Source organism: Futiania mangrovi, assembly GCF_024158125.1.
In the GTDB taxonomy this organism is placed as follows: Bacteria; Pseudomonadota; Alphaproteobacteria; order Futianiales; family Futianiaceae; genus Futiania; species Futiania mangrovi.
Genome location: NZ_JAMZFT010000001.1, coordinates 488150 through 512272 on the forward strand (window position 1 = coordinate 488150; position 24123 = coordinate 512272).

23 protein-coding genes and 1 tRNA gene are annotated in these 24123 nt (G+C 68.5%); 11 read left to right on the forward strand and 13 right to left on the reverse strand.

Translation table 11 applies throughout. The features are described 5' to 3' along the window. Positions 1 to 60: 60 nt before the first annotated feature. From rnr to ruvX, 8 genes are all read right to left on the reverse strand, one after another. Positions 61 to 2337: a ribonuclease R gene (gene rnr / locus NJQ99_RS02460; RefSeq protein WP_269331210.1), complete on the reverse strand. Its 2277-nt coding sequence runs from the start codon at positions 2335 to 2337 to the stop codon at positions 61 to 63. A 7-nt stretch (positions 2338 to 2344) separates the two neighbouring features. After that, a complete protein-coding gene (topA, locus tag NJQ99_RS02465) occupies positions 2345 to 4927 on the reverse strand; it encodes a type I DNA topoisomerase (RefSeq protein WP_269331211.1) in 2583 nt (860 codons plus the stop codon). Between the two features lie 52 nt (positions 4928 to 4979). Beyond that, complete coding sequence (gene dprA / locus NJQ99_RS02470) at positions 4980 to 6107, reverse strand: DNA-processing protein DprA (protein WP_269331212.1); 1128 nt, start codon at positions 6105 to 6107, stop codon at positions 4980 to 4982. After that, positions 6104 to 6733 carry a glycerol-3-phosphate 1-O-acyltransferase PlsY gene (gene plsY / locus NJQ99_RS02475; protein ID WP_269331213.1) on the reverse strand — a complete coding sequence of 210 codons (630 nt, stop codon included), beginning with the start codon at positions 6731 to 6733 and terminating at the stop codon, positions 6104 to 6106. Before plsY ends, dprA begins: the two co-directional genes overlap by 4 nt. Continuing rightward, positions 6726 to 8045: a dihydroorotase gene (pyrC, locus tag NJQ99_RS02480; protein WP_269331214.1), complete on the reverse strand. Its 1320-nt coding sequence runs from the start codon at positions 8043 to 8045 to the stop codon at positions 6726 to 6728. Before pyrC ends, plsY begins: the two co-directional genes overlap by 8 nt. Further along, positions 8042 to 9013: an aspartate carbamoyltransferase catalytic subunit gene (locus NJQ99_RS02485; RefSeq protein ID WP_269331215.1), complete on the reverse strand. Its 972-nt coding sequence runs from the start codon at positions 9011 to 9013 to the stop codon at positions 8042 to 8044. The genes pyrC and NJQ99_RS02485 overlap by 4 nt, the downstream gene beginning before the upstream one ends. A gap of 63 nt (positions 9014 to 9076) precedes the next feature. After that, on the reverse strand, positions 9077 to 9997 hold the full coding sequence (locus tag NJQ99_RS02490) for an AEC family transporter (protein ID WP_269331216.1): 921 nt from the start codon (positions 9995 to 9997) through the stop codon (positions 9077 to 9079). Then, a complete protein-coding gene (gene ruvX, locus NJQ99_RS02495; protein ID WP_269331217.1) occupies positions 9994 to 10485 on the reverse strand; it encodes a Holliday junction resolvase RuvX in 492 nt (163 codons plus the stop codon). Before ruvX ends, NJQ99_RS02490 begins: the two co-directional genes overlap by 4 nt. A 164-nt stretch (positions 10486 to 10649) precedes the next feature. Between ruvX and gatC the strand changes: the two genes are divergently transcribed. Genes gatC through gatB form a run of 3 tightly spaced genes read left to right on the forward strand, consistent with a single transcriptional unit; the run spans position 10650 to position 13928 of the window. Continuing rightward, positions 10650 to 10937 (forward strand): Asp-tRNA(Asn)/Glu-tRNA(Gln) amidotransferase subunit GatC, encoded by a 288-nt coding sequence (gene gatC, locus NJQ99_RS02500; RefSeq protein WP_269331218.1) that lies wholly within the window; start codon positions 10650 to 10652, stop codon positions 10935 to 10937. Between the two features lie 10 nt (positions 10938 to 10947). After that, positions 10948 to 12423 (forward strand): Asp-tRNA(Asn)/Glu-tRNA(Gln) amidotransferase subunit GatA, encoded by a 1476-nt coding sequence (gene gatA, locus NJQ99_RS02505; protein WP_269331219.1) that lies wholly within the window; start codon positions 10948 to 10950, stop codon positions 12421 to 12423. Between the two features lie 20 nt (positions 12424 to 12443). Continuing rightward, complete coding sequence (gatB, locus tag NJQ99_RS02510; RefSeq protein WP_269331220.1) at positions 12444 to 13928, forward strand: Asp-tRNA(Asn)/Glu-tRNA(Gln) amidotransferase subunit GatB; 1485 nt, start codon at positions 12444 to 12446, stop codon at positions 13926 to 13928. Positions 13929 to 13989: 61 nt separating this feature from the next. On the opposite strand, the gene NJQ99_RS02515 is transcribed toward gatB, so the two are convergent. After that, positions 13990 to 14337: an RcnB family protein gene (locus NJQ99_RS02515; protein ID WP_269331221.1), complete on the reverse strand. Its 348-nt coding sequence runs from the start codon at positions 14335 to 14337 to the stop codon at positions 13990 to 13992. Positions 14338 to 14515: 178 nt separating this feature from the next. Here NJQ99_RS02515 and NJQ99_RS02520 point away from each other — a divergent pair, with 178 nt between their 5' ends. The 3 genes from NJQ99_RS02520 (at position 14516) to NJQ99_RS02530 (ending at position 15963) form a co-directional block, all read left to right on the forward strand. After that, the gene (locus NJQ99_RS02520) at positions 14516 to 15229 is read left to right on the forward strand and encodes a glutathione S-transferase N-terminal domain-containing protein (RefSeq protein ID WP_269331222.1); all 714 of its coding nucleotides are present in this window, start codon (positions 14516 to 14518) and stop codon (positions 15227 to 15229) included. A gap of 183 nt (positions 15230 to 15412) precedes the next feature. Continuing rightward, positions 15413 to 15682 (forward strand): SEL1-like repeat protein, encoded by a 270-nt coding sequence (locus NJQ99_RS02525; RefSeq protein ID WP_269331223.1) that lies wholly within the window; start codon positions 15413 to 15415, stop codon positions 15680 to 15682. A gap of 190 nt (positions 15683 to 15872) precedes the next feature. Then, positions 15873 to 15963: transfer RNA gene (locus NJQ99_RS02530), tRNA-Ser, on the forward strand. Positions 15964 to 16062: 99 nt separating this feature from the next. On the opposite strand, the gene NJQ99_RS02535 is transcribed toward NJQ99_RS02530, so the two are convergent. From NJQ99_RS02535 to NJQ99_RS02545, 3 genes are all read right to left on the reverse strand, one after another. Then, entirely contained in the window at positions 16063 to 16545 is a 483-nt protein-coding gene (locus tag NJQ99_RS02535) for a hypothetical protein (RefSeq protein WP_269331224.1), read from the reverse strand. A 90-nt stretch (positions 16546 to 16635) separates the two neighbouring features. Beyond that, on the reverse strand, positions 16636 to 16779 hold the full coding sequence (locus tag NJQ99_RS02540) for a hypothetical protein (protein WP_269331225.1): 144 nt from the start codon (positions 16777 to 16779) through the stop codon (positions 16636 to 16638). 13 nt (positions 16780 to 16792) lie between these two features. Further along, positions 16793 to 18595: a vWA domain-containing protein gene (locus NJQ99_RS02545; RefSeq protein ID WP_269331226.1), complete on the reverse strand. Its 1803-nt coding sequence runs from the start codon at positions 18593 to 18595 to the stop codon at positions 16793 to 16795. Positions 18596 to 19218: 623 nt separating this feature from the next. On the opposite strand from NJQ99_RS02545, the gene NJQ99_RS02550 reads away from it, so the two are divergent. After that, positions 19219 to 19686 carry a hypothetical protein gene (locus NJQ99_RS02550; protein WP_269331227.1) on the forward strand — a complete coding sequence of 156 codons (468 nt, stop codon included), beginning with the start codon at positions 19219 to 19221 and terminating at the stop codon, positions 19684 to 19686. Positions 19687 to 19693: 7 nt separating this feature from the next. Here the strand turns inward: NJQ99_RS02550 and NJQ99_RS02555 are convergent, their stop codons facing one another. After that, complete coding sequence (locus tag NJQ99_RS02555; protein ID WP_269331228.1) at positions 19694 to 20176, reverse strand: Lrp/AsnC family transcriptional regulator; 483 nt, start codon at positions 20174 to 20176, stop codon at positions 19694 to 19696. 129 nt (positions 20177 to 20305) lie between these two features. Here NJQ99_RS02555 and NJQ99_RS02560 point away from each other — a divergent pair, with 129 nt between their 5' ends. Genes NJQ99_RS02560 through NJQ99_RS02575 form a run of 4 tightly spaced genes read left to right on the forward strand, consistent with a single transcriptional unit; the run spans position 20306 to position 24123 of the window. After that, positions 20306 to 20578 carry a hypothetical protein gene (locus tag NJQ99_RS02560; protein WP_269331229.1) on the forward strand — a complete coding sequence of 91 codons (273 nt, stop codon included), beginning with the start codon at positions 20306 to 20308 and terminating at the stop codon, positions 20576 to 20578. Beyond that, positions 20571 to 21803: a 3-methyl-2-oxobutanoate dehydrogenase (2-methylpropanoyl-transferring) subunit alpha gene (locus NJQ99_RS02565; RefSeq protein WP_269331230.1), complete on the forward strand. Its 1233-nt coding sequence runs from the start codon at positions 20571 to 20573 to the stop codon at positions 21801 to 21803. The genes NJQ99_RS02560 and NJQ99_RS02565 overlap by 8 nt, the downstream gene beginning before the upstream one ends. Before the next feature lie 3 nt (positions 21804 to 21806). Continuing rightward, a complete protein-coding gene (locus NJQ99_RS02570) occupies positions 21807 to 22820 on the forward strand; it encodes an alpha-ketoacid dehydrogenase subunit beta (protein ID WP_269331231.1) in 1014 nt (337 codons plus the stop codon). A gap of 1 nt (position 22821) precedes the next feature. Next, positions 22822 to 24123, forward strand: coding sequence for a dihydrolipoamide acetyltransferase family protein (locus NJQ99_RS02575; RefSeq protein ID WP_269331232.1), 1302 nt, complete (start codon positions 22822 to 22824; stop codon positions 24121 to 24123).

The following is a 24123-nucleotide window of genomic DNA, read 5'->3' on the forward strand; positions in this document are numbered from 1 at the left end:
TGCCGGCGCAAGCCCCGGCGCGTCATGGGTGCCCTGATGCGACAACGCTCCGCAGGGGGCTCAGCGGCGCGTTCGGCCCGGCTTCGTCTTGCCCGGGGCCCCGCTGCCCGGCCGCCTGCCGGTCTTTCGTCCCCGCGCAGGCTTGCCGGGCTTGCCGCCCTCGATCAGTTCGAACCGCAGGCCGCCCGTCACCGGCGTCGCCTCAGCCAGCCGAACGGTCAGACTGTCGCCCAGCCGGAAGGTGAGACCCGTGTTCTCGCCCACGAGGGCATGCGCGCTCTCGTCATGCCGGTAGTAGTCGCCGGGCAGCGTCGCGATGGGGATGAGGCCGTCGGCCCCCATCTCGGGCAGGCGGACGAACAGGCCGAAGCGCGTGGCGGAGGCGATGCGCCCCTCGAACTCCAGCCCCACGCGGTCGGCCATGAAGGCCGCGAGATAGCGGTCGGTCGACTCGCGCTCCGCCGCCATGGCGCGGCGTTCGGTCTGGGAGATATGCTCCGCCGTCTCGTCGAGGCGGCCGATCTCCTCGTCCGTCAGTTTGCCCTTGCCGAGGTCGAGCGCACGGATCAGCGCCCGATGGACCACGAGGTCGGCGTAGCGCCGGATCGGCGAGGTGAAATGCGCGTACTTGCCGAGGTTGAGGCCGAAATGGCCGATGTTCTCCGGGCTGTAGACCGCCTGGGACTGGCTGCGCAGCACCACGGTGCTCACCAGCTCCTCGTTGCCGGTGTTGCGGGCGAGCGTGAGGATCCGGTTGAAGATGCGCGGCTCCATGACCTGTCCCAGCGAGAGCTTGAGGCCGATCGTCTGGAGGAAATCCCTGAGCGACAGCAGCTTTTCCCGGTCCGGAGTGTCGTGCACCCGGTAGATCAGCGGGGTGCGCCGCCGCTCCAGCGTTTCCGCCGCCGCCACGTTCGCGAGGATCATGAATTCCTCGATAAGCCGGTGCGCCTCCAGCCGCTCGCGCGGGCGGATGCTTTCCACCTCCCCTGCCTCGTTCAGCACGATCTTGTGCTCCGGCAGGTCGAGGTCGAGGGGCGCGCGCGCCTCCCGTGCGATCTTCGCGGCCTCGTAGGCGGCGAAGAGGGGGGCGAGCACGCCGTCGTGCAGGGCCGTCGTCTCCGGCCCCGGCGCGCCGTCCCACGCCTGCTGCACCTGCGCATAGGAAAGGCTCGCCGCAGAGCGCATCAGGCCGCGCATGAACTCATGGCGCAGCTTGCGGCCATGCGCGTCGAAGGTCATCCGCACCGCGAGGCAGGGCCGGTCCACGCCCTCGTTCAGCGAGCACAGTTCGTTCGACAGCCGCTCCGGCAGCATCGGGACCACGCGGTCGGGGAAATAGCACGAGTTGCCGCGCTCCCACGCCGCGCGGTCGAGGGCGGAGCCCGGCGTCACATAATGCGCGACGTCGGCGATGGCGACGGTGACGATGTGGCCGCCCGGGTTCTTCGGGTCGTCGTCCGGCATGGCGTGCACGGCGTCGTCGTGGTCGCGCGCGTCCTCCGGGTCGATGGTGACGAGGGGCATGTCCCGCAGGTCGGTCCGGTCACCCAGGGTTCGCACCGCGCGCGCCGCCTTCGCCTGCTCCAGCGCGTCGTCGGGGAAGTCGACCGGGATGCCATGTTCGTGCACTGCGATCAGGCTGATCGCACGCGGGTCGTCGAGACGCGGGCCCAGCACCTCGCGCACGCGGGCCGCGCGTCCGCCGCCACGCCGCCCGGCGGGCGCCACCTCCGCCATCACGAGATCGCCGTTCCGCGCGCCGCCCCAGTCCTCGGGCGCGACCTGGTACTCGGTCCGGTCGCGCTTGTCGGTCGGAATGATCCGGGCGTGCCGGTCGACCTTGCGGAAGACGCCGAGCACCTGTTTGCGGCCCTGGCCCAGCTTGCGGATGACGCGCGCTTCGTAGAGGACGGCGCCGTCCTCCTCCGTCCGGGTGAGGCGGGCAAGCACCCGGTCGCCGATGCCGGGCACATGCGCATCGCGGCGCGAGGCGGGCGCGAGAAGGATACGCGGAGGCTCGCCGTCGCCCGTTTCCCGCCCCTTGGCCACGGGCACCGCGATCAGTTCGCCGTCCGGGTCTGCGTCGACGATGTCGAGCACGGCGACCGGCGGAAGTTCGCCCGCCCGCGTGATCGACCGCCGTGCCCGGCCCTCGATCAGGCCCTCCTGCGACATTTCGGCAAGCAGGCGCTTCAGTTCGACCTTTGCCGCACCGCCCTTGATGCCGAACGCGCGCGCGATCTCGCGCTTGCCGACCTTGACCGGGCTGTCGGCGATGTAGCGCAGGATCTCCTCGCGCGAGGGGAGGGTCGCTTCGTGTTTCGTGCGGGCCACCGGCGCCTCAGCCTGCCGCCGTGGACTTGGCGGTCTTCTTCGTTCCGGCTTTCTTGGGCGCAGCCTTCTTCGGGGCGGCCTTCGTCGCAGCCGGCTTGGCCTTTCCGCCCTTGGCCGCCGCCTTGGCCGCGAGAAGTTCGAGCGCACGCTCCAGCGTGATCTCGTCCTTGTCGAGCCCGCGCGGCAGGGTCGCGTTGACCTTGCCGTGGCTCACATAGGGGCCGTAGCGCCCGTCGCGCAGTTCGACCGGGCCGCCGTCGGGGTGCGCCCCCAGCGTCTTCAGTGCGGCCGGTGTGCCGCGCCCGCCCTTGTTCTGCTTCTCCGCGATCAGGGAGACCGCGTGGTTGAGACCGATCGTGAACACGTCGTCGGTCGAGGGCAGATTGGCGTAGGTCCGCCCGTGCTGCACATAGGGGCCGTAGCGCCCGATTCCCGCGTTGATCGGTTCGCCCGTTTCCGGATGAAGGCCGACGGCGCGCGGCAGCGACAGGAGCCGCAGCGCAAACTCCAGATCCACGCGCTCCAGCGGGACATCCTTCGGGACGCTGGCGCGGGGAGGCTTCTCGCCCTCGCCGCGCTGGACGTAAGGCCCGAAGCGGCCGCTGCGCAGCGTGATCGGCGTGCCGTCCTCGTCCTCGCCCAGCAGTTTCGGCCCCTCGTCGGCCCCGTCCTCGCCATTGCCGTTCGCGGCAAGCTGGCGGGTGTAGCGGCACTCGGGATAATTGGAGCAGCCGATGAAGGCACCGAACTTGCCGAGCTTCAGGCTGAGCCGCCCGTCGGCGCACGCCGGGCAGGCGCGCGGGTCGCCGTCCTCGCCCTCCTTCTGGGGGAAGAAGTGCGGTTCCAGCACCTCGTTGAGTTTTTCCAGGACCTCGCCCACGCGCAGGTCCTTGATGTCGTCGATGGCGGCGATGAAATCGCGCCAGAAGTCGCGCAGAAGCTCCTTCCAGCTGACCTTGCCGTCGGAGACGAGGTCGAGCTTCTCCTCGAGGTCGGCGGTGAAGTCGTACTCCACGTAGCGGTTGAAGAAATGCTCGAGGAAATGGGTGACGATCCGCCCCTTGTCCTCCGGCACGAAGCGGTTCTTCTCCATGCGGACATAGTTGCGGTCGCGCAGGACCGAGAGCACCGACGCATAGGTCGACGGGCGCCCGATGCCCAGCTCCTCCATGCGCTTGACCAGCGTCGCCTCGGTGAAGCGGGGCGGCGGCTCGGTGAAATGCTGGTTCGGCGTGACCTTCTCCACCGCGACCGCATCGCCCTGGACGAGCTTGGGCAGAAGCCTCCCGTCCTCGTCGTCGGCGGTGTCGTCGCGCCCCTCCTCGTAGAGCTTCAGGAAGCCGTCGAAGGTCACGACGCTGCCGGTCGCGCGCAGGCCCACGCCGTCCGCCGCGATATCCACGGTGGTGCGCTCCATGACGGCGGCTTCCATCTGGCAGGCTATGGTGCGCTTCCAGATAAGTTCGTAGAGCCGGGCAAGGTCGCCGGACAGGCGCAGCGTCTCCGGCGCGCGGGCCGGGTCGGTCGGGCGGATCGCCTCGTGAGCTTCCTGCGCGTTCTTCGCCTTGGACTTGTAGACGCGGGGGCTGTCCGGCAGGTAGCGGTCGCCGAAGCGCTTGCCCACCGCCGCGCGGATATCGTGCAACGCTTCCGGCGCGAGGTCCATGCCGTCGGTCCGCATGTAGGTGATGAGGCCCACGGTCTCGCCGCCGATCTCGACGCCCTCGTAAAGCTGCTGGGCGACCTGCATCGTCCGCTTGGCGTTGAAGCCGAGCTTGCGCGAAGCCTCCTGCTGCAGCGTCGAGGTGGTGAAGGGCGGCGAGGGATTGCGCCGCACGGGCTTGCTCTCGACCTCCGACACCGAGAAGCGCCCGGCCTCGATCGCCTTGACCGCGCGGGCGGCGGCGGTTTCGTTCTCGAGGTCGAACTTCTTCAGCGTCTTGCCGTCGAGGCTGTGCAGCCGTGCCTGGAAGGGGCTGCCGTCGGGCGCCTTGGCATCAACCGTCACCGACCAGTATTCGCGCGCAACGAACCGCTCGATCTCCATCTCGCGGTCGACGACGAGGCGCAGGGCGACCGACTGCACGCGGCCGGCAGACCGCGCACCCGGCAGCTTGCGCCACAGCACGGGAGAGAGCGTGAAGCCCACGAGATAGTCGAGCGCGCGCCGTGCGAGATAGGCGTCCACCAGTTCCTGGTCGACCTGGCGCGGATGGCGCATCGCCTCCGTGACCGCGGACTTTGTGATCTGGTTGAAGACGACGCGCTGGACCTCCTTGCCCTTGAGCGCGCCGCGCTTCCTCAGCACCTCGAGCACGTGCCACGAGATCGCCTCGCCCTCGCGGTCGGGGTCCGTCGCGAGCACAAGCCGGTCGTCGGCCTTCACCGCGTCCGTGATGTCCTTAAGCCGCTTGGCCGACTTGGGGTCGGCCTCCCACTCCATGGCGAAGTCCTCGTCCGGGCGGACGGAGCCGTCCTTCGCGGGCAGGTCGCGGACATGGCCATAGGAGGCAAGCACCGTGTAGCCGGTGCCCAGGTACTTGTTGATCGTCTTGGCCTTGGCCGGCGATTCGACGATGACGACGGTCATGAGATGCCTTGCGTGCGTGTCCGGTTCGCGGGAGGTTCTCCCCTCGCGAACACTAGATCAGAGATACCTGATGGCCAGCGTGCCGCTCCAGGCGCCCTGCCAGCTCGAGTTCGAGCAAGATCATCGAAACGACCGGGGGTGTCAAACCGCTCATCCGGACGAGGGTGTCGATGTCGACAGGCGTCGGGCCCAGCAGCGAGGTCACCGCGGCGCGGGCGTCGCTCAGCGTTTCCTCCGCCGGTGGGGCGGGGAAGGGCAGCAGAGGCTCGCGGCTGTCGGGCTCCGTCATCGAGCCGCCCATCACGGGCCGCAGCGTGTCGAGCACGTCGTCCGCCGACTGGACGAGCGTTGCGCCCTCGCGCAGCAGCCGGTTCGAGCCCTGGCAGCGCGGGTCGAGCGGGGAGCCCGGCACGGCCATCACCTCGCGCCCCTGGTCGGCAGCGAAGCGCGCGGTAGTCAGCGAGCCCGATTGCCGCGCCGCCTCGATCACCACCGTGCCGTAGGAGAGGCCCGAGATGATCCGGTTTCGGCGCGGGAAATGTCGGCCCTGCGGCTTCATGCCCATTGGCATTTCGGAGAGGATGCAGCCGGTCTCCGCAAGCTCCGCGTAAAGTCCGGCGTTTTCCGGCGGATAGATGTCGTCGACGCCGCCCGCGAGCACGGCCACGGTGCCGGTCGCGAGGCTCGCCCGATGCGCCGCAGTGTCGATGCCGCGCGCAAGACCGGAGGCGACGACGACCCGGCTTTCGCCGAGGCCCGCGGCGATCTGCTGTGCCATCCGCTGACCCGCGGCGGACGCGTTGCGCGCGCCCACGATGGCGACGGCGGGGTCAGAGAGCAGATGGACATGGCCCCGGGCCCAGAGTACGGGCGGCGGCGCGTCGATCAGTGCGAGCAGGCGCGGATAGGTGGCGGCGCCGAGACACAGCATCTCCGCACCCGCCTCTGCCGCCGCGTCCAGTTCGCGCCGCGCCTCGCCCGCCTCCGCGATGCGGATCCGGCGTGCCATGCCGCCGCGTTCGGCGAGCTTGGGAAGCGCCGCGAGCGCTGCGCCCGCGCTGCCGTAGTGGCGCAGAAGCTGGACGAAGGTAACCGGGCCGACGTTCTCGCTGCGGATCAGGCGGAGCCAGTCGATGCGTTCCGCCTCGGTACGCGGCGGAGACACGGGCAATGGGGTCATGCAGTCTTGTCCTTCTTCTCGCCGATCCGGGGTTCTGTCCCCTTGAGAAGGCGCCCGATGTTCGACCGGTGGCGCCAGAAGATCAGGACGGCGAGAGCAAGGAACAGCTCCATCATCTGCGCCGAACCGTACAGATTGAACGCAACGGGCGCCGCCGTGGCGGAGGCGAGCGACGCCAGCGAGGAAAAGCGGAAGACGGCGGCCGCGATGAGCCAGGCGAGGGCGGTCAGCACGCCCGCCGGCCAGAAGGAAACCGCGAGCGCGATGCCGAGGAAGGTCGCGACGCCCTTGCCGCCCTTGAAGCCCAGCCAGACCGGGTAGAGGTGGCCGATAAAGGCGCCGAAGGCCGCGATCGTCATGATGTCCGGGCCCCACATCCGCGCGATCAGCACGGCGGCGGCGCCCTTGCCCATGTCGCCCGCGAGCGTGGCGAGTGCGGCAAGTTTCGAGCCCGTGCGCAGGACGTTGGTCGCGCCGATGTTGCCCGACCCCATGCTGCGCACATCGCCCAGCCCCATCGCCCGCGCGATCAGCAGGCCGAAGGGGATGGACCCAAGCAGGTAGCCGCCGATCAGCGCGGCGAGATAGAAGGGCAGGGCCGTTCCCCAGTCGATGGGATCAGGCACCGCCGCCTCCTTCCGCCGCACCCGCGGCGAGGTCGAACACGGTGCGTCCGCCCACGACGGTACGGATCGCCCGGCCCATGAAACGCCGGTCCTCGTAGGGCGTGTTCTTGGAGCGCGAGCGCAGCGCCTCCCGCTTCAGGATCCACGGGCGGTCGAGGTCGATCAGCACGAGATCCGCGGGCGCACCGGGCGCGAGGCGGCCCGCCTCCAGCCCCAGCAACTCCGCCGGGCGGGCGGTTGCGGCCTTCAGCGCGGTCGCGAGCGGCACCTCGCCCAGATGATGCAGCCAGAGCAGCACGGGCAAGAGCGTCTCCAGCCCTGCCGCGCCATAGGCCGCCTCGCCGAAGGGCAGGCGCTTCGATTCCTCGTCCTGCGGATCGTGCGCGGAGACGACCACGTCGATGGTGCCGTCGGCCAGCGCCGCAACGCAGGCCGCGCGGTCCTCCTCCCGCCTCAGCGGCGGGCGCATCTTGAAGAATGTGCGGTAGCTCGCGATGTCGATCTCGTTGAGCGCCAGGTGCTGCGCCGAGACGCCCGCGGTAACGGGCAGGCCTTGCGCCTTCGCGGCCCGGATCACGTCGAGGCTGGCAGATGTGCTCACCTGGCCCAGGTGATAGCGCGCACCCGTCAGCGCGACGAGCCGCATGTCGCGGTCGACGGTGATCGTTTCCGCCACCGCCGGGCTCCCCGACAGGCCGAGGCGGCCGGAAACTTCCCCTTCGTTCATCACGCCGCCCGAGAGGGTCGGGTCTTCCGCGTGCGCGACGACGAGGGCGTCGAACGCGCTCGCATAGGTCAGGGCGCGGCGCATCACCAGCGCGCTCGGCACCGTCCGGTCGCCATCCGTGAAGGCCAGCGCGCCCGCGTCCTTCAGCAGGCCGATCTCGGTCATCTCCTGACCCGCGGTGCCCTTGGTCAGCGCCGCCATGCACTCCACGTTCACCGCCGAGCGGATCTTGCCGCGCCGGCGCACGAACTCCACGAGTGCCGGATCCTCGATCACCGGGTCGGTGTTGGGTTGCAGCACCATGGTCGTGATGCCGCCCGCCGCCGCCGCGTCGCCCGCGGTTTCCAGCGTCTCGCGGTGGTCGGCGCCCGGCTCCCCGATGAAGACGCGCATGTCGATCAGGCCGGGCGCGAGCACGTGCCCGCGGCAGTCGACGGCCTCGGCGTCCGTGACCGTTCCGGCCGAGAGATGCGGCCCGAGGTCCGCGATCCGCCCATCCTCGACAAGAAGGCCGCCCGCCTCGTCGCGCCCCGTCGCCGGGTCGACGAGGCGTGCATTGTGAAAGAGGGTGCGCGTGCCGGTCATCGCCCTGCCTCCCCACCATCCGAGAGGTTCTGCGACAGGAGGTCCAGCACGGCCATGCGCACCGCCACCCCCATCTCCACCTGGTCGCGGATGACGCTGCGCGACAGGTCGTCGGCAAGCTCGGAATCGATCTCCACGCCCCGGTTCATCGGCCCGGGGTGCATGACGATGGCGTGCGGCTCGGCCAGCGCCAGCTTGCGGTAGTCGAGCCCGTAGAAGTGGAAATACTCCCGGACCGACGGCACGAAGGCACCCTGCATCCGCTCGAGCTGCAGACGCAGCATCATCACCGCGTCGACGCCCTTCAGCCCCTCTTCCATCGAATGGAAGATCTCCGCGCCCAGCCGGTCCGCGGCAGGCGGCAGCAGGGTCGGCGGCGCGATCAGCCGGACCCGCGCGCCCATGGTGTTGAGCAGGAGGATGTTCGAGCGCGCCACCCGGCTGTGCAGGATGTCGCCGCAGATCGCGACCGTCAGGCGCGCGATCTTGCCGAAGCGGCGGCGCATGGTCAGCGCGTCGAGCAGCGCCTGGGTCGGATGCTCGTGCGCGCCGTCGCCAGCGTTCACGACCGCGCAGCGCACCTTCTGCGACAGAAGCTCCACCGCGCCGGACTGGGCGTGGCGCACGACCAGCAGGTCTGGCCGCATGGCGTTGAGCGTCGTCGCCGTGTCGACCAGCGTCTCGCCCTTCTTCACCGCCGAGGAGGCGACCGACATGTTCATCACGTCCGCGCCGAGCCGCTTGCCCGCCAGCTCGAACGAGCTTTGCGTGCGCGTCGACGGCTCGAAGAACAGATTGATCTGGGTGCGCCCGCGCAGCGTGTCACGCTTCTTCGTCGCTTGCCGGTTCAGGTCGACATATGTGTCGGCGAGGTCGAGGATGGTTCCGACGTCCCATTCCGACAGAGCCCGGATGCCGAGCAGGTGGCGGTGGGTGAAGGGAAAGCTGGGGCGCGGCGTTGCGGTCATGAGCCGCAGGAATAGCGAACGCCATCCCCTTGGACAAGCGGCGACGTGCGCCCCTCCGGTCCCTTACGGAAGCAGCAGGGCCAGCATGACGGGCATGGTGGCGAGCGCGATCACGGTCTGCGCGGCGATCAGGCTGGCCGAAAGCTGCGCGTCGCCGCCCAGTTGCTTGGCGAGAATGTAGCCATTGACCGCGGTCGGCGTGGAGGTGGCGATGATCGCGACCGAGAGCGCCAGCCCCTCCACCCCGAAGAGCGGGCCGAGCGCCCAGACGATCAGCGGCATCCCCAGGACGCGCACCAGCGACCAGGTGAGCACTGTGCCGCCCGCGGTCGCGAGCCGTTTCAGATCGAGGCCCGCACCTGCCGCCAGAAGTCCCAGCGCCAGCGTGCCGCCGCCCATGATCTGCAGCGTGTCGGAGAGAAGTTCCGGAAGTTTCCACCCCGATTCCCGGATCGCGAGGCCGACCACGCAGGCCATCAGCAGGGGATTGGTGGCGAGGCTCTTCAGGATCGGCGGGCGCTTCCCGTCCTCGCGCCGCCGCCCGTAGGTCACGAAGCCCCAGACCGCGAGGATGTTGGCGACCGGGATCAGCGCGCCCGCCGCAATGGCGGTGAGCGCCAGCCCGTCGGGCCCGTAAAGCCCCGCCGCGACCGCAAGCGCCACATAGGTGTTCCAGCGCACGTTCGACTGGAAGATGCTGGCGAAGGCCGGGCTGTCGACGGTCTGCGACAGGCGCGAGAGATAGGCGGCGGCCGCGAGCAGAACCTGTGCCGCGACCAGCGTCGCCGCCATCTGGCCGACCGGGGCGCCTTCGAACTCCGCCGTCGCGATGGCCCGCACGATCAGGCAGGGAAAGAGCACGAAATAGACGATCCGCTCGATGGGGCCCCATGTCTCCGGCCCGAAGAGTCGGGTGCGCACCAGCGCCTGCCCGAGCACGAGGATCGCGACGACCGGCAGGAGCGCAAGGACGATGGCGCTCACGGCCGTGCCAGTCTGCCGAGCCGGTCGAGCACGCCCTGCAGGATGTAGGCGGCCGCCGCGCGGTCCACGACCTCGGCCCGCTTTGCGCGGCTCAGATCCGCCTCGATCAGCGTGCGCTCCACAGCCATGGTCGACATGCGCTCGTCCCACAGAAGCACGGGAAGCGACAGCGCGGCGGCGATGTTGCGCGCGAACGCCCGGCTCGCCTGCGCGCGCGGGCCAACCGTGCCGTCCATGTTCAGCGGAAAGCCGATGACGATGCCGCAGACGCCGTGGTCTTGCGCGATGGCGCCAAGGCGCTGCGAGTCCGGCCCGAACTTCGTGCGCTTCAGCGTCTCGAACGGGCTTGCCACCTGCCGGCCCACGTCGGAGAGCGCGACGCCGATGGTCTTGGTGCCGAGGTCGATGCCCATCAGCCGCCCGCCCGGCCTCAGCAGGGCGGCAAAGCTTTCGGCGTCGGGTGACAGGGGATCGGCGCTTGCGTTCATGGGCGACGGCGGTACGGGGCGGGCAGGGGGCTGTCAAGCGGCACCGCGGCATGGATGCGTTGCGAGGCTTGCCGCGCGCCCGCTCCCGGGGCTAAGACAAGGCCCGCGTCCTCGCGACGCCATCTTGCCACCCGCCACGAGACGCCAACGAGGGACAGAGCCCCATGTCGGTCGATGACGCCACCGTCCGCCGGATCGCCCACCTGTCGCGCATTGCGCTGAAGGAGGAGGAGGTCCAGCCGCTCAAGGAAGAGCTGAACGGGATTCTCGCCTGGGTCGAGCAACTGGGCGAGGTGCCGACCGACGACGTGCCGCCCATGACCTCGGTCACGCCGATGGCGCTGACACGGCGCGCCGACTTTGTGACCGACGGCGGCTATCCGGACGACATCGTGAAGAACGCGCCCATGAAGGAAGACGGCTTCTTCATGGTGCCGACCGTGGTCGAGTAAAGGGACAGACATGACCGATCTGACGACCCTCAGCCTCGCCGAGGCGCGCACCGGCCTCGACCGGCGGGAGTTCACGGCGCGGGAGCTGACCGAGGCCTATCTCGGCGCGATCGAGGCAGGCAACGGCGCGCTCAACGCCTACATCACGGTGACGGCGGACGCCGCGCGCGAGATGGCGAACGCCGCCGACGCCGCCATCGCCGCCGACGACATCCGTCCGCTGACCGGCATCCCGCTCGGCGTGAAGGACCTGTTCTGCACGAAGGGCGTGCGCTCCACGGCAGGTAGCCACATCCTCGGCGCGTTCGCGCCGACCTACGAGTCGACCGTGACGGAGAACCTCTGGCGCGACGGGGCGGTCCTGCTCGGCAAGACCAACCTCGACGAGTTCGCCATGGGGTCGTCGAACGAGACGTCCCACTTCGGCAACGCGGTCAACCCGTGGCGGCGCGCCGACGGCAAGCCGCTGGTGCCGGGCGGCTCTTCCGGCGGCTCGGCGGCGGCGGTCGCGGGCGGCCTTTGCGTGGCGGCGACGGGCACCGACACCGGCGGCTCGATCCGCCAGCCCGCGGCCTTCACGGGCACCGTGGGCATCAAGCCGACCTACGGGCGCTGCTCGCGCTGGGGCATCGTGGCGTTCGCAAGCTCGCTCGACCAGGCGGGGCCGATGACGCGCACGGTGCGCGACGCGGCGATCATGCTGGGCTCGATGGCCGGTCACGATCCGAAGGATTCGACCTCCGCCGACCGGCCGGTGCCGGATTTTGCCGCGGCCGTCGGGCGCGGCGTGAAGGGCCTGACCGTCGGCATCCCGAAGGAGTACCGCGTCGACGGCATGGCGCCGGAGATCGAGGCGCTCTGGCAGCAGGGCATCGACTGGCTGAAGGACGCGGGCGCGAAGGTCGTCGAGGTCTCGCTACCGCACACGAAATACGCGCTGCCGGCCTATTACATCGTCGCGCCGGCGGAGGCCTCTTCGAACCTCGCGCGCTACGATGGCGTGCGCTACGGCCTGCGGGCCGCGGAACAGGGCGACGGCATCGTCGAGATGTACGAAAGGACGCGCGCGGCGGGCTTCGGCCGCGAGGTGAAGCGGCGCATCATGATCGGCACCTATGTGCTGTCGGCGGGCTATTACGACGCCTATTACCTCAAGGCGCAGAAGATTCGCACGCTCATCAAGCGCGACTTCGAGCAGGCGTTCGACGTCTGCGACGTGCTGCTGACGCCCGCGACGCCGTCGGCGGCCTTTGCTTCGGGCGAGATCACGGACCCGGTCACCATGTACCTCAACGACGTGTTCACGGTGACGGTGAACCTCGCGGGCCTGCCTGGCATCGCGGTGCCTGCGGGCCGCGACGGGCAGGGGCTGCCGCTCGGCCTGCAGCTGATCGGGCGGCCGTTCGACGAGGAGACGCTGTTCGCCGCCGGCCAGGCGGTCGAGGATGCGGCCGGCGTCATGCCGCGGCCGGACAAGTGGTGGTGACGGGGCAGGAGGGTACGCACATGACGACCGCGGAACTGAAGGCCCCCGAGCCGAAGCTCATCCGGGGCGCGACCGGCGACTGGGAAATCGTGATCGGCATGGAGGTGCATGCCCAGGTCGCGTCGAAGTCGAAGCTCTTCTCCGGCGCCTCGACCGAGTTCGGCGCGGCGCCCAACGAGAACGTGTCGCTGGTCGACGCGGCTTTCCCGGGCATGCTTCCGGTGATCAACGAGTATTGCGTGGAGCAGGCGGTCAAGACCGGCCTCGGCCTCAAGGCGCAGATCAATCTCTGGTCGCGCTTCGACCGGAAGAACTACTTCTATCCGGACCTTCCGGCGGGCTACCAGATCAGCCAGTACCAGTACCCGATCGTGGGCGAGGGGGAGGTCGTGGTCGACCTGCCCGACGGCACGGCGCGGGTTGTGGGGATCGAGCGTCTGCACTTGGAGCAGGACGCAGGGAAAAGCCTGCACGACCAGCACCCGGACTACTCCTTCGTGGACCTTAACCGCGCAGGCGTTGCGCTGATGGAGATCGTGAGCAAGCCCGACCTGCGCTCTTCGGAGGAGGCGGCCGCCTTCATGCGGAAGCTGCGCACGATCCTGCGCTATCTCGGCACCTGCGGCGGCGACATGGAGAAGGGCCAGATGCGGGCGGACGTCAATGTCTCCGTCCGCAAGCCGGGCGCCGACTATGGCACGCGCTGCGAGATCAAGAACGTCAACTCCATGCGCTTCATCCAGCAGGCCATCGAGTACGAGGCGCGCCGCCAGATCGACATCATCGAGGACGGCGGCACCATCGTGCAGGAGACGCGGCTGTTCGATCCGAACAAGGGCGAGACGCGCTCGATGCGGTCGAAGGAGGAGGCACACGACTACCGCTACTTCCCCGATCCCGACCTGCTGCCGCTGGAACTGGACGAGGACTGGGTGGCCGCCGTCCGCACCGGGCTGCCGGAACTGCCGGACGTCAAGAAGGCGCGGTTCGAGAAGGATTACGGCCTCAGCGCCTATGACGCGGGCGTGCTCGTCGCGGACCAGGCGTCGGCGGCCTATTTCGAGCGCGTCGTGGAGGTGGGCGGCGACGCCCGCCTTGCCGTCACCTGGGTCTCGAACGAGCTGTTCGGCCGCCTGAACAAGGAAGGCCTCGAGATCGAGGACGCGCCGATCCCGGCCGACGCGCTGGGGCGGATGTGCGCCCTTATCAAGGACGGCACCATCTCGGGCAAGATCGGCAAGGACGTGTTCGAGATCCTGTGGACCGAGGGCGGCGACCCGGCGGAGATCGTGGAGAAGCGCGGGCTGCGGCAGGTGACCGACACCGGCGCGATCGAGGCGGCCATCGACGCCGTGATCGCCGAGAGCCCCGACAATGTCGCCGCCTACAAGGGCGGCAAGGACAAGCTGATCGGCTGGTTCGTCGGCCAGGTGATGAAGAAGACGCAAGGCAAGGCGAACCCGCAGGCGGTCAACGACCTGCTGAAGGCCAAGCTCGACGCCTGAGGGCGGAGCGACCGGTTCACGGACGGCAAGGGCCGGGCGCTAGCGTCCGGCCCTTTGGCTGTCAGCGGTCCCAGCCGTCGACCACGTCGATGATGATCCCGGTCGCGACCGCGATCAGGTAGAAGTCCTGCGCCACCCGGACCCACTCGCGGCCCTCGCCTGCATAGGGCAGGCGCTTCAGGTGCCAGGCGTCTGCCCGGTTCCAGCAGTCGCGCGGCAGATGCTGGCCCAACGCCCAGCGCTTGGCGTGGCCGGGCGGCAGGCACTTGCCGCGCAGTCCCGGCGGAATTCCGCCCTGCTTGGCGAGGCCCGGCGGCATGCCCTGCTTCGCAATGGCCGGTGCGGGCGCGTGGATCGCGGCGGTGGCAAGCACCGCCAGGGTGCATGCGAGGATCGGCAGGGGTTTCATGTCACCATCCCTTTCTGCGGTGGTCCTGTTGCCCATCAACGCGGGCAATTGCGGCAGGGTTTCGACGGGCCCGGTACATGCGCTCAACCCGACCAAGCGAGCGTTACAGGCATTGCGATTGGCGTACTGGGCGCCGTTGCCTATGGTCGTACTGAAAACCGTGCTTCAGGAGGGGTTAATGAGCGATCAATCTCCCATCGAGCTTTACTATTGGCCCACGCCGAACGGGTGGAAGGTCTCGATCATGCTCGAAGAGACAGGCCTCCCTTATAATCTCAACCTCGTGGACATCACGAAGGGCGAACAATTCAAGCCCGATTTCCTGAAGATCTCGCCTAACAACCGGATGCCGGCCATCGTCGATCCGGACGGGCCGGGCGGGCAGCCCATCTCCGTCTTCGAATCCGGCGCGATCCTGCAGTACCTCGGCGAGAAGACGGGGCAGTTCTATCCCGCAGATCCACGCACCCGCGTGGCTGTCAACGAGTGGCTCTTCTGGCAGGTGGGCGGCCTCGGACCGATGGCCGGGCAGGCGCACCATTTCCTGCACTACGCGCCCGAGGACGTGCCCTATGCGCGCAATCGCTATGTCAACGAGTGCAACCGGCTCTACGGCGTGATGAACATCCGCCTGCGCGACAACCGGTTCCTTGGCGGCGAGGATTTCACCATCGCCGACATGGCGGCGTGGCCCTGGGCGATCCTCAATTCCCGCCAGCAGCAGGACATCGAGGAGTTTCCGCACGTCAAGCGCTGGATTGCCGAGGTCGGCGCGCGCCCCGGCGTTCAGCGCGGCAAGGAGCTTGCGTTCGAGCGCCGCCAGCAGGCTTCGGTGGCCCGCGACAAGACTGTCAACGCCATCCTCTTCGGTCAGCGCGCGCGTACGCAGTGAGGGGCGGTTTCCGGGCCGACCCTTACGGGAACACACGTAGGGCGTGAGCAATCATCGTTAACTTCACTTTCACCCTTTCCGCCTGACCATCCCCTCATGGCGGCGTCGCGATCCGGGCGCCGCCTACGGAAAGACTGCCCCGGCGACAGGGAAGCATGCCGGGACTTTCGGGGGGACAGGACGATGCAGAAACATGAAGACACCGCGCACGACGGACTGCATGCGCAGGCACTGCTCAACGATCCGAACAGCATCTACGAGCTTGGCCTGAAATACTCCACCGGCGAGGGCGTCGACATCGACTATGTGACGGCCCACGTGTGGTTCAACATCGCCGCGATGCGCGGTGTGGCCGCGGCCCGCGACTGGCGCGCGGAACTTGCCCGCGAGATGTCGGCGGCGGAAGTGGCCGAAGCCCAGCGCCGCGCCCGCGAGTGGCTCTCCCGCCACTGACAGCTACGATGCAAGGCGCGCGGCCCGGCCTCTCGCGCCATAGGCGCTGCGCGCGGAAGGTCGCGCGCCGCCACGCGCGGCACACATGGAGCGCTGGAAAAGGGCAGGCTGCCGCTCGCCTGGCAGCGATTTCGACCCGAGGACTGGCGCGGCGTTGACTTGTGCGATCCAAGCGGCTATCCCCGCCCACGGAGAGGTGGCCGAGTGGTCGAAGGCGCTCCCCTGCTAAGGGAGTATACGCCAAAAGCGTATCGTGGGTTCGAATCCCATCCTCTCCGCCATATGCCCCCGCGAAAGCGTTCTACCATCCCGGCTGCGGCCGGATTTTTGCGTTGCGGAAGGTTCAGGGCTTTCTGCAGGCCGCCGGAGCGGGATGCGCGTCAGCCGTCGAAAAGTCCGCCGAAAATGTCGCTGAAAACGTCGCGCAGCGTGTAGATCAGGGCCGAGATCACCAGTGCACCGACGATCAGCATGACCGTGTAGGTGAAGAGCTGGATGCCGATGGCGAGACCTCCGAGCGCGATGCCGGAGACCGTAGCGGCCCTGCGCTCGTGCCGGATCAGCGCGGCGACGCCGAGCACGATTGCAAGGCCCGCAAGAACGCCTGCGCCGATCTCCAGATAGTCGTCGACGGTCCGGGGGTGGGCCACGGGTTCGGGTTGCGGTTGCCCGGCCATCGAGCGGGCCGCCGACCTGGCAATCTCGGCGGCGAGTTCGCCGATGGTCACGCCCGCCGGCTGCTGCGGGGCGAAAGGTCCGGCCCAGAAAATGACAAGCGTCGCGATGAGCGCGGCTGCGCCGGTGGCGAAACCGAGCCACCCGACGGTCGCCCGTTGTGCCTGTGCCTGTCCGGAACCTGCCACCTGTGCCTCGTCCGCTGTCTATCCGGAAGCCCGGGAGAGCCTATTGCCCCGAGGTTACTCACCGGTTACGCGCAGGTGCCGGCCGGAACCTCATCGTGCATCCGGCGCGCAGCAGGCGCCGGGGTTCGTCCGGCCATGGGTCTGGATCGGCGTCAGCGCCGCGGTCCGCCCGGAGGCGGATGCGATGGGCGCGCTGACGGCGGTGGTTCCGCTCGCCGCGATGGCGGCTGGCATGGCGAGATGCCGGCTACTCGCTGATCCAGAGCCGGGCAAGATCCGAGGCAATGCGCTGGAAGGCGAGCTTCAGATCCTCGTTGCTGTCGGCATCGAAGAAGTAGGACGGTTCAGATGCGCAGGGCTTGAAGAGATCCTGTGCCGCGGTGCCGGACATGCGGAAGGCGATCACATAAAGGCGGATGCCGTCGCCGCCCTGATCCTTTCCGGCCTGCTTCACCCGTTCGCAAAGCTTCGCAAGACGCTTGTCCATGGCCGCCGCCGGGTCGTTCTCGCCTTCCGGCCCGGTCAGGCGGTCTTCGTGGTGGAAGCCGTAGCTGTTGTAGCGGCGCCTGTCCGTCCAGTTCTCTCCGTCCGTCAGCAGAACGATGGCCTTTTCCCACTTCACGCCCTGGCTGTCGCGCGTGCCATAGGGCAGGGCGGCCGTGAACGGCGGCTGAGGGTCGAGCATGCGCCATCCCCATGCAAGTCCCTCGGGGATATTGGTCGAGTAGTTCGCCTGCAGCGCGTCGATATCGTTCTCGAGGCCCTGCCGGTCGTCCGTCAGCGGTGTGACCGGGCGGCCGCAGTTCCTGTTCGGCCCGCCGTCCCCGCCGTCATCGTCGATCTTCGCGTCGGCCTGGTAATACTTGTTGAGGAAGGACAGCCGGTCCATGTCGTCCTCGGGTACTTTCGGGCCGTTGCCGGTGCCGAACTCGTTCCGGTCGGTCATGTAGCTGTGGAAGCCGCCGCCGCCGCCATCGGCATGGAAGGATGGAACGAACAGCGTGTCCGGGTCGCTCGCGTTCGGCGGCTCCACGGAGATGTCGAGATCCCGGGTCACGCCGAGCGCATCGACGATCGGCCGCGATTCCACGCACCCCAGCCATTCGGCGTCGAGTTTCGCATAAAGCCACAGGTGATCGTTGCGCAGCGGTTCATAGCTGCATCCCTTCGCGTTCCTGTGACTGCATGGGACGAATTTTCCGCCCTGCACGATGCGGTCGCCCTTCTTGTTGGTGCCGAACTCGAACGGTTCGTCCGTGTAGGCGCTGTCATAGATCCGGGCCGTGCGGTAATTGACGCCGCCATTGCCATTGCGTTCGACGTAGCGGTGGTCGTCGATGTTCCAGCCGTTGTAGAGCGCCTCGCCGGTGACATCGATCCACGCCCAATCCGTGCCGTAATGGTGCTGACGGATCCTCGCATCCTGGTCCGCCCGGTCGAACGGGTCGCCGGAGTCCGGCGGCACGCTCGCATCGACCGAGAAGTCGAGACGGTCGCCGCGCCAGTCGGGCCGCGTTGCGTTGACGTTGACCATGTCGGAGAATGGAACGAGCGCGACCCGAAGATGCTCCGAGGACTGCTGCGCGCCGAACAGCGTAGCCAGCATGTCCTTCGCCGCGGTCTTCATGGTCGAGAGCTTGCTGCCGGCCATGGAGCCGGTGGTGTCGAGCACCATCGCCAGCTCCAGTCCCATCACCTTGCGCGTGAACTCGGCCTCCGAATAGAGATCGACCTCCTGAACGCCGAACAGTCCCATGACCGTGGTCCGGACCTTGGCGCGCGCTGCGACGCGCAGGGTCTCATCGGTTTTCGAGAGGATCTGGAGCGGTTTGTCCCCGACCATGAAGGGGGCGTCGTCGAGGTTCTGATCGAGGAAGCCCTGGGCAAGGACTTCAAGCGTCTCCTTCGGCTCGTAAAGCCGCCCCGCTGCCGCGAGGCCCGCCGCGTCGAGCGCGGAATTGAGGTCGGACTTGCTGATCGCGACCCGCGCGTAGTCGAACGTGATGCCGACGGCCGCCACGATCGGGATGAAGGTGATCCCCATGATCAAGGCGAGCGCACCCGCCTCGCACCGAATGAAGCCCGGAAGGCCTCGGCGGTTAGGCAATTCACGAGCTTCCTTGGCCCCGCAACGGGATGCGGCTGTTGCGCTGATCATCTCCACTTCTCCTCATCGGCGGGGCAACGGACGATCCCGTCCGAATGTCACCGTCATGGAAACAAGTTGGGAGTACGCAACAGTACGCGAGGGCTATACGTCCTAGGTGTTGGGTTATAAATACACGTAAACATAATTGGTAAAGTGGGTTTAACTATGAATGGTCAAATTACTAACGGGCATTTATATTGATGAAGTGTTATATTTGTTTGCATTATTTGGAATGTAATGCGTGGGAAATCTCTCATGTCGATGCCAATGCGTATCGGCACTTGTGGGGTGGGGTGTCCGCCCTTCGGCTCAGACGCGGCCGAGGGGCATGTCTGCCTGCCAGGCATCTCGGGTCTCCTGGCACCTGCGGAGCCGAGGAGATGCGTCCTGGTTCTCACCCGTTCCGGGGCGTTGGCCACTGATTTCGCTTGCGCACCCGTTCAGCGGCGTAGAACGCTAGTTCTGCCGGGTTTCGAGACATGCGAATACCGGCGCGGGTAGCAGGAATTTCCCGGGGAAGCCCAATGGGACAGCACGGGTTCATCGTCTCCGCGATGCTGGCGGGACTTGCCGCCGCTGGCGCGGCCATGCCGGCACATGCGGATCCTGTCGACGCGATCCTTGCCGCCGCCCGAAGCGACTGCGCGGCCTTCGAGAACGGCGTGTTCCACGCGAACGATGCGGTTGTCGAAGCCGACCTGGACGGCGCGGCGCCGGCGGACCGGCTCGTCGACAGCAGCCGGTTCACCTGCACCTCGGCACGCAGCCTCTATTGCGGGTCCGGCGGCTGCACGCTGCACGCGGTCATCGGGGAGCGGTCATGGTCCTTCCAGGCGGAGGGCTGGCGGACGATCGCCTGGGGCGAGCGCCCCATATTGCTCGTCGCCCGCGATGGCGGCTGGTGCGGGGGCGCCGGATCGCAGCTTTGCTTCGAGGCCGTCGTATGGAGTCATGGCGAGATGCTGACGGTGATGCCGCCGGCACGCCGGTAGGCGGCGTTCAGCCACCCGGGGCGGCGGGGGGGATGTAGGCCGGAACCTGCTTCAGGCAGCGCAGGGTGAAGCTCGACCGGGAGTGGCGGATGCCCGGCACCTTGTAGAGCTTTTTGCGCAGGAACTCCTCGTAGCCCGCCGTTCCGTTGACTGCGACCTTGACGAGGTAGTCGTACTCGCCGGTGGTGAGGTAGACTTCCAGTACCTCCGGGATCCGGGCCATCGCGTTGCCGAAGGATTCCAGGATGTCGTCGTCGTGCCGGTCGAGCGTGACCTCGATGATGACGATCTCCGACGCGCCGAGCCGGGCCTGGTCGAAGCGGGCGCCATAGCCGGTGATGTAGCCTTCCTGCTCCAGCCGGCGCACTCGCTGCCAGCAGGGGCTGGCCGACAGGCCCACGCGCTCTGCAAGTTCGGCGTTCGGGATGCGCCCGTCCGTCTGGAGCGTGCGCAGGATGGCGAGGTCGATCCGGTCGAGGGGGCGGCTCATGGTAGGTGAAATCCCGGACTGCAAATCCAATAAAGGGCAAAATTTCCTTTTGCGAATATACCGATTTGCCGGAACAAGAGCAGGAAATTTTCTGCCGGCCGTGCAAGTCTTTCTGTCGGGAGGACACGCATGGAACATCGCTTCGGTTTTGCGACGTCCGACCCCTATTGCAGCGTGCCGCGTGTTCTCGATTGCCTGCGGAAGATGGGGTTCGGACTGGCGGCGCTCGCCGTGGAAGGGGCGGGCGAGCGCGGATACATCGTCACCCTGGCGGTCGTGGCGACGGGCCAGCCGCTGGACAATTTGGCCGACCGGCTTGCCGCGATCAGCGGCGTGAGGCTGTGCAGCCGCCCGGGCGGCGGCGAGGGCGCAGCCGGGGAGAGGGAAACCGACCATGGATGACCATCCGCCGCTTGCGCTTCATGTGCCGGAACCGGAATGGCGGCCGGGCGACACGCCCGACTTCTCGCGTGTCGAGATCCCGCGCGCCGGCAGCGTGCGCCGTCCGCCGGTCGACGAGGACCCGGAGGCGATGCGCGACCTCGCCTTCACCATCATCCGGGTCCTGAACCGGAAGGGGGAGGCGGTCGGCCCCTGGGCGGGCGAACTGAGCGAGGAGGAACTCCTCGACGGCCTGCGCCACATGCTGCTGCTCAGGGCCTATGACGCGCGCATGCTGATGGCGCAGCGGCAGGGCAAGACGTCCTTCTACATGCAGCACCTTGGCGAGGAGGCGATCTCGACGGCCTTCCGCAAGGCGCTGGGCCCGCGCGACATGAACTTCCCGACCTACCGGCAGGCGGGGTTGCTGATCGCGTCCGGCTATCCGCTGCTGAAGATGATGTGCCAGGTCTATTCGAACGAGGAAGACCCGGTGCGCGGCCGGCAGCTTCCCGTGTTCTACTCGTCCAAGGAGCATGGCTTCTTCTCGATCTCCGGCAATCTCGCGACGCAGTACATTCAGGCGGTCGGCTGGGCGATGGGCTCCGCGATCCGCGGGGACACGGCGATCTCGGCGGCATGGATCGGCGATGGCTCGACGGCGGAGAACGACTTTCACGCGGCCCTCGTGTTCGCCTCGACCTACAAGGCTCCGGTCGTCCTCAATATCGTCAACAACCAGTGGGCCATCTCGACTTTCCAGGGGATCGCGCGCGGCGGGGCGGGCACGTTCGCGGCGCGCGGCCACGGCTTCGGCATTCCCGCGCTCAGGGTCGACGGCAACGACTATCTCGCGGTCCACGCGGCGGCGAAGTGGGCGGTGGAGCGCGCGCGGCGCAATCTAGGGCCCACGGTCGTCGAATACGTGACCTACCGCGTCGGCGGTCACTCGACCTCGGACGACCCCTCCGCCTACCGCCCGAAGGAAGAGAGCACGGCCTGGCCGCTCGGCGATCCGATCCTGCGGCTCAAGGCGCATCTCATCGGGCTCGGTGCCTGGTCGGAGGAACGCCACGCGCAGGCGGAGGCCGAGGCGACCGACACCGTCCGCACCGCGCAACGCGAGGCCGAAGCGATCGGCACGATGCAGACCGGTCGGCGCGCCGGCCCCCGCGACATGTTCGAGGACGTCTATGCCGAGATGCCGCCGCATCTCGTCCGCCAACGCCACGAAGCGGGGTACTAGGCCATGGCGCGCATGACCATGATCGAGGCAATCCAGAACGCCCATGACCTCGCCATGGCGCGCGACGACCGGGTCGTCGTCTTCGGCGAGGACGTGGGCTTCTTCGGCGGAGTGTTCCGCTGCACCGCGGGCCTGCAGAAGAAGTACGGCAAGAGTCGCTGCTTCGACACGCCGATCAGCGAGCTTGGCATCGTGGGCGCAGCGATCGGCATGGCGGCCTATGGCCTGCGCCCCTGCGTCGAGATCCAGTTCGCCGACTACATGTACCCGGCCTACGACCAGATCGTGTCGGAGGCGGCGCGCCTGCGCTACCGCTCGGCGGGCGAGTTCACCTGCCCCATCGTCATCCGCATGCCGATGGGCGGCGGCATCTTCGGCGCGCAGACCCACAGCCAGAGCCCGGAGGCGCTGTTCACACACGTCACCGGCCTCAAGACCGTCGTGCCGTCGACGCCGGCGGATGCGAAGGGTCTGCTCCTTGCCTCCATCGCCGACCCGGACCCGGTGATCTTCCTGGAGCCCAAGCGCCTCTACAACGGCCCCTTCGACGGCCATCACGATCGCCCGGTGACGAGCTGGCGCACCCATGCGCTGGGCGAAGTGCCGGACGGCTATTTCGAGACGCCGCTGGGCGTGGCTTCCGTCGTGCAGGCGGGCGACGCGCTTACGATCCTCACCTATGGCACGATGGTGCACGTGGCGCTCGCGGCGGTGCAGGAAACGGGCATCGCCGCGGAGGTGATCGACCTGCGCACGCTGCTGCCGCTCGACCGCGAGACGGTGATGGAGTCGGTGCGCAAGACGGGCCGCTGCCTCGTGCTGCACGAGGCGACGCTGACCTCGGGCTACGGGGCAGAGCTTGCAGCCCAGGTGCAGACGGACTGCTTCTACCACCTCGAGGCGCCGGTTGCGCGCGTGGCGGGTTGGGACACGCCCTATCCGCACGCGCAGGAGTGGGACTATTTCCCCGGACCCGCCCGCGTCGCGCGCCAGATGCGCGCGCTGATGGAGGCCTGACATGGGCATCTTCACGATCAAGCTGACGGACATCGGCGAGGGCGTTGCAGAGGCCGAACTGACCGAATGGGCGGTCAAGGTCGGCGACATGGTGCGCGAGGACGACATCCTCGGCGCAGTGATGACCGACAAGGCCGCGGTCGAGATCCCCTCCACGGCCACGGGCCGCGTGGTCTGGCTGGGCGCGGAGGTTGGCGACACGGTCGCGATTGGCGCGCCCATCGTCCGCATCGAGGTGGAGGGCGAGGGCAACACTGCGCCGGAGGACGGTGCGCCCGAAGAGACTGCGCCCAATGCGCCCGCGTCCGGGGCCGGGAAGGTTGCGGAGCGAGAGGAGGCGCCCAAGCCCTCCCCCAAACCGCCCGCCGAAGCACCGCGCCGGTCCGCCGCCGCACCCGCACCCAGCCCGGCGCGCGCGCCTGCGCACCGGGCCCCGGGTGCGCGTCCGCTCGCTGCGCCTTCGGTGCGGCTGAAGGCGCGGGAGCTGGGCATCGACCTGCGCCTCGTGCCGGGGTCGGGGCCCGGCGGTCGCATCACCCACGACGATCTCGCGGCCTTCGCCGAGGGTGGCGGCGTCGCCGGTCCGACGGTGCGTGCGCCGCGCACCGGCGTGACGGAGGTGCGCGTCACGGGCCTGCGCCGCCGCATCGCCGAGCGCGTCAGCCTGTCGGCGACCCGAATCCCGCACTTCTCCATCGTGGAGGAGGTGGACATGACCGAGCTCGAAGCCCTGCGAGAGACATTGAACGCCCGGCACGCCGACCGGCCGCGCCTGACCTTCCTGCCGTTCCTTGCGCGCGCGGTCGTCGCCGCCGTGACGGAGCAGCCCGCGCTAAACGCCCATTTCGACGACGAGGCAGGCGTCGTCCACCAGCACGCGCCCGTGCACGTCGGCATCGCGACGCAGACGCCGCAGGGCCTCGTCGTGCCGGTGCTGCGCCATGCCGAGGCGCTCGACCCCTGGCAGGCCGCCGACGAGATCGCGCGCCTCGCCGACGCCGCGCGCGCCGGGTCCGCCACGCGCGAGGAGCTGACCGGCTCCACCATCACCATCACCTCGCTGGGGAAGCTCGGCGCGCTCGCCACCACGCCGATCATCAACCACCCGGAAGTAGCCATCGTCGGCGTCAACCGCATGGAGACGCGCCCGCTCTGGGACGGTTCGGCGTTCCGTCCGCGGCGCATGATGAACCTCTCCTGCAGTTTCGATCACCGCGTCGTCGACGGCTGGGACGCGGCGGTCTTCGTCGCGCGCCTCAAGGAGCTGATCGAGACGCCCGCGCTTCTGTTCGTGGAGGGCTGA

Excerpts from the sequence above, each read along its gene's own strand:
- topA (WP_269331211.1), bottom strand. The coding sequence starts at position 4,927 with ATGACCGTCGTCATCGTCGAATCGCCGGCCAAGGCCAAGACGATCAAC.
- dprA (WP_269331212.1), bottom strand. The coding sequence starts at position 6,107 with ATGACCCCATTGCCCGTGTCTCCGCCGCGTACCGAGGCGGAACGCATC.
- pyrC (WP_269331214.1), bottom strand. The coding sequence starts at position 8,045 with ATGACCGGCACGCGCACCCTCTTTCACAATGCACGCCTCGTCGACCCG.
- NJQ99_RS02485 (WP_269331215.1), bottom strand. The coding sequence starts at position 9,013 with ATGACCGCAACGCCGCGCCCCAGCTTTCCCTTCACCCACCGCCACCTG.
- ruvX (WP_269331217.1), bottom strand. The coding sequence starts at position 10,485 with ATGAACGCAAGCGCCGATCCCCTGTCACCCGACGCCGAAAGCTTTGCC.
- gatC (WP_269331218.1), top strand. The coding sequence starts at position 10,650 with ATGTCGGTCGATGACGCCACCGTCCGCCGGATCGCCCACCTGTCGCGC.
- gatA (WP_269331219.1), top strand. The coding sequence starts at position 10,948 with ATGACCGATCTGACGACCCTCAGCCTCGCCGAGGCGCGCACCGGCCTC.
- gatB (WP_269331220.1), top strand. The coding sequence starts at position 12,444 with ATGACGACCGCGGAACTGAAGGCCCCCGAGCCGAAGCTCATCCGGGGC.
- NJQ99_RS02515 (WP_269331221.1), bottom strand. The coding sequence starts at position 14,337 with ATGAAACCCCTGCCGATCCTCGCATGCACCCTGGCGGTGCTTGCCACC.
- NJQ99_RS02520 (WP_269331222.1), top strand. The coding sequence starts at position 14,516 with ATGAGCGATCAATCTCCCATCGAGCTTTACTATTGGCCCACGCCGAAC.
- NJQ99_RS02525 (WP_269331223.1), top strand. The coding sequence starts at position 15,413 with ATGCAGAAACATGAAGACACCGCGCACGACGGACTGCATGCGCAGGCA.
- NJQ99_RS02540 (WP_269331225.1), bottom strand. The coding sequence starts at position 16,779 with ATGCCAGCCGCCATCGCGGCGAGCGGAACCACCGCCGTCAGCGCGCCC.
- NJQ99_RS02550 (WP_269331227.1), top strand. The coding sequence starts at position 19,219 with ATGGGACAGCACGGGTTCATCGTCTCCGCGATGCTGGCGGGACTTGCC.
- NJQ99_RS02555 (WP_269331228.1), bottom strand. The coding sequence starts at position 20,176 with ATGAGCCGCCCCCTCGACCGGATCGACCTCGCCATCCTGCGCACGCTC.
- NJQ99_RS02560 (WP_269331229.1), top strand. The coding sequence starts at position 20,306 with ATGGAACATCGCTTCGGTTTTGCGACGTCCGACCCCTATTGCAGCGTG.
- NJQ99_RS02565 (WP_269331230.1), top strand. The coding sequence starts at position 20,571 with ATGGATGACCATCCGCCGCTTGCGCTTCATGTGCCGGAACCGGAATGG.
- NJQ99_RS02570 (WP_269331231.1), top strand. The coding sequence starts at position 21,807 with ATGGCGCGCATGACCATGATCGAGGCAATCCAGAACGCCCATGACCTC.
- NJQ99_RS02575 (WP_269331232.1), top strand. The coding sequence starts at position 22,822 with ATGGGCATCTTCACGATCAAGCTGACGGACATCGGCGAGGGCGTTGCA.